The 3,829-nt window shown below is 71.4% G+C and carries 3 protein-coding genes; all 3 read right to left on the minus strand.

What is annotated here, in order from left to right:
- Nucleotides 1-44 precede the first annotated feature (44 nt).
- Nucleotides 45-572 carry a sigma-70 family RNA polymerase sigma factor gene (locus OP04_RS19450; RefSeq protein ID WP_232323643.1) on the minus strand — a complete coding sequence of 176 codons (528 nt, stop codon included), beginning with the start codon at nucleotides 570-572 and terminating at the stop codon, nucleotides 45-47.
- Nucleotides 573-642: 70 nt separating this feature from the next.
- On the minus strand, nucleotides 643-3,039 hold the full coding sequence (locus tag OP04_RS19455) for a right-handed parallel beta-helix repeat-containing protein (protein WP_051798309.1): 2,397 nt from the start codon (nucleotides 3,037-3,039) through the stop codon (nucleotides 643-645).
- A gap of 147 nt (nucleotides 3,040-3,186) precedes the next feature.
- The gene (locus tag OP04_RS19460; RefSeq protein WP_157240049.1) at nucleotides 3,187-3,762 is read right to left on the minus strand and encodes a hypothetical protein; all 576 of its coding nucleotides are present in this window, start codon (nucleotides 3,760-3,762) and stop codon (nucleotides 3,187-3,189) included.
- Nucleotides 3,763-3,829: the final 67 nt, after the last annotated feature.

Genomic DNA, 3,829 nt, shown 5'->3' on the forward strand with positions numbered 1-3,829 from the left:
GTGGATATGTCACTAAACGGCATCTACGGTCAGGCGGCGGTCCCTTACGACTCCATGTCGTGCATGACCTGACGCAACGCCCGCAGCGCATAGTGCGCCCGGGACTTCACCGTCCCCTCCGGGACGCCCAGCCGGCTCGCGATGTCGGCCGCCGGGTTCTCGGTGAAGTACAGCTCGACCAGGACCGTGCGGTGCTGCGGGCTGAGCCGGCGCAGCGCCTCCCGCACCAGGCCGGCGGTCAGCACGCGCTCCATCGCGTCGCCCGCGGCCGGCACCTGGGTCAGATCCGGCGGGCTCACCTCGGCCGGGCGCACCTTCCGGGCCCGGCCCGCGTCGATCACCAGGTTGCGCGCCACCGTGAAGAGCCAGGAGCGGATGCCGGACGGGTCCCGGGAGAGCGCCGGGTAGTGCCGCCAGGCGCGCAGCATCGTCTCCTGCAGCAGATCCTCCGCAGTCGCGCGATCACCCAGCGTGAGACTGACGAGGTATCGATGCACCGCCGGGCCGTGCTCGGTGTGCAACGATTCCAGCCATGCGTCTCCGTCGATCGGCGGCTGTTCCCGTACGTCCACAGCGCCTACCGTGCCAGACCCGTCCGCGGCCCTGTCCCCGGCCCCCATGACTCTCGCCCGACCTGCGCTTTCAGCGCTCCGACAGATCGGCGACCGTGAGCAGCCGCAGATCCTCGTCGCTCAGGTGACCGTTCATCGTGGACAGCCGGGTCGCCTGCCGGTCGGCCAGCCGCTCGAAGACCTTCCGGGCGGTACGGCCGTTGCCGAACGTGCCGTCCCGGGGTATGCCGTCGAAGTACTCGATCAGCGCGTTGACCAGCTCCGGCTCCAGCGCGTAATCGTGGCGGGAGGCCTGCGTCTCGACGATCGTCACCAGCTCGGGCGAGGTGTAGCTCTCGAACTCGATGGTGCGGCTGAACCGGGACTCGAGGCCCGGGTTCGTCTCCATGAACTGCTTCATGTCCTTGGTGTAACCGGCCGCGATCACCACCACGTCGTCGCGGTGGTCCTCCATCAGCTTGACCAGCGTGTCGATCGCCTCACGGCCGAAGTCCGGCCCGGAGCCGCGACCGGAGCTGCTCAACGTGTACGCCTCGTCGATGAAGAGCACGCCGCCGAGCGCCCGGTTGAACGCCTCGGTGGTCTTGATCGCGGTGCCACCGATGATCGACGCCACCAGGTCGGCGCGGGCCACCTCGATCAGGTGACCGGAGCGGAGCACGCGCAGCTCGGCCAGGATCGTGCCGTAGAGCCGGGCGACCGTGGTCTTACCGGTACCGGGCGCGCCCGCGAAGACCAGGTGCCGGGCCATCGGCGGCGCGGAGAGCCCGGCCTCCTTGCGGCGCTGGGACATCTTGTTCAGGTTGACCAGCGAGGTGACCTCGGCCTTCACGCCGGCCAGGCCGACCAGGCCGATCAGCTCCTGCAGCGGGTCGCCGGCGCGGGCCGCCGGGGTCCGCTCCTCCTCGGCCGTGCCGGTGCCGCCGCCCTCGCCGGCCACGGCCTCGACGCCCTGCACGTCCGGCTCGCCGTTGCGGTTGCTGGTCAGGCCCTCGATGATCACGGTGCCGGCGATCGCCTGACGCAGGCCCGCCTTTCCGTTGTCCCGCACGGTCACGTCGAGCAGCCGGACCGTCTCGCGGCTCTCCACCGAGACGCCGTCGCCCGCGTTCGCGGTGAACTCGCAGGCGCTGATCGTGCCGCTGGCGGTGCCGGTCAGCAGCGCGCCGGACGCCTTGCCGTCGCGCACCCGGCAGCGGGACAACGACAGCTCCGCGCCGTCGCCGGCCTCGATGCCGTGGCCGATCGTACCGGCGAAGTCGCCTTCCTCGCAGGTCAGCGCCGCGGCGCCGACCTTGAGGCCGGAACCGCCGCTACCGCGCAGGCTGAGGCCGCTGATCGAGGTGCGCGCGCCACCGTCGGCCGAGACGCCGGCGCCGCCGCAGCGGTCGATCGTCACGTTCTCGAAAGAGCCGCGGGCCTCGCCGACCGACTCGATCCCGATGCCGCTGATGTCGACGATCTGCACCTGGCGGAAGTACGGGTCGGCGCCGCCCTCCAGCTTCACACCGTCGGTGCCGCCCTCTATCTCCAGGCGGGTGAACTCGGGGTTGGAACGCTCGTCCAGGCTGACCGCGGCCGAGCCGGAACCCTGCACGGTGCAGCGCTCCAGCATGCCGGCGGAGTGGCCGATGAACCGCATGCCGTGCCGGCCGGACCGACTGACCGTGAGCCGGTTCAGCCGGGGGGCGCAGCGGTTGCCGATGAAGACGCCGTCGTGGCCGGAGCCGGTGATCCGGCTGTCCTCCATCGACACGCTGCCGGTGGTGGCGAGGTAGGCGCCGATGCCGCGGCCGTCCCGGATGGACAGCCGGCGCACCGCGGCGCCGGCCTGCTGCTCCACCGCGAGCGCCGGCTTCACCGCGCCGATGATCTCGCAGTCCTCGATGTCGATGGTGCCCTGCCCGTTCAGGCAGACGCCGTTGCCCTGTGCCTGGTCGACGGTGCTGGCGCGCAACCGCAGCACGCCGCTCTCGCCGACCACGATGCCGGACGTGCCGAGCTGATCGAGCCGGCAGTCGTCGAGCACGCTGCCGGTGGACGCGGTGACCACCACGCCGGCGCCGACCGAATTGCTGATCCGGCTGCTGCGCATCTGCAGCGCCGCCCGGCCGAGCACGAAGATGGTGGCCCAGGCGCCGGACGAGACGTCACACTCGGTCATCGCCAGCTGGCCCTGCTCGAACACGACCGCGGGACTCTGCGGGTCCGCCGCCTCGATGGTCAGGCCGCTCAGCGCGGCGGACTCCGCGGTCAGCACGACCGCCGGGCCGCTGGTCGCGGTCACCTTCACCGAGCCGGGACCGTCCTCGGCCGCGATCGTGACCACCCGGTCGAGCAGGAGGTTCTCCGAGTAGTGACCGGGGCGCACGACGATCAGCGTGCCGGGCACGGAGTCCTCGATCGCCTGCCGGATCGAGCGGTAACCGCTACCCGACTGCGAAACGACGATCTTCTTACTGCTCACGCCGGCTGACACCTCCGTAATTCACCACGGGCAGCCGCACCCGGCTCGGGTCAGCGGGCCGGCGGGCGCCCGAACCGGGTTTCGCCCGGTCAGTCATACCATCCGGGGTCCGGCCGCGTCGACGCGGCCGGGGCCTCGGCGACTAACTTAGGGGACATCCTCCGCGGGCCCGGACGAGGCCGTGGAGAACGGCATGGACCACTGCGGCGTGGCCGGCGACGCGGGCGCGACCGGTGCGGCCTGCGCGGGTGTGACCGGCGCGGCCGACGCGGGCTCCGGCGTCTCCCCCGGTTCCGGCTCGTCGTCCGCGCGCACGGCGAGGAAGACCTCACCGGCCAGCGCGACGCTGTTCAGGTACGTCTCGTCGTCCGTGGTGTCCAGCCACACGATCCGGCCACCCCGCTCCTCCGGGCGCGGCTGCTCGGTGTAGGGCGCGTAATGCGCGTCCACCAGCACCAGCGGCACCGACGCCGACCAGGCGTCGATCACGACCTGGCCGCCGTGCTCCGTGGTCAGCAGCCGCCACTCGTCGGAGTCCACGTCGTCCAGCCCGTACGCGACGTTGATCCGCTGTTGCAGCCGGTGCAGCGCCTCCTCCGCGTGGCTGACCCGCAGCGCCGGCCGCAGCTCCGGCGGGAAGTCCAGGTATCCGGGGATGAGGTGGCTCAGCAGCTCGGCCGGATCGTCCGCCATGACCCGCTGACGCCCCTGGCCGTACACCATCTGGTAACGGTATTGGTAATCCTCGTCCGTCATCTCACACGGCGCCTCTCTGCGTGATGTGTGCTCA

This window comes from Catenuloplanes japonicus, from assembly GCF_000717135.1.
In the GTDB taxonomy this organism is placed as follows: Bacteria; Actinomycetota; Actinomycetes; order Mycobacteriales; family Micromonosporaceae; genus Catenuloplanes; species Catenuloplanes japonicus.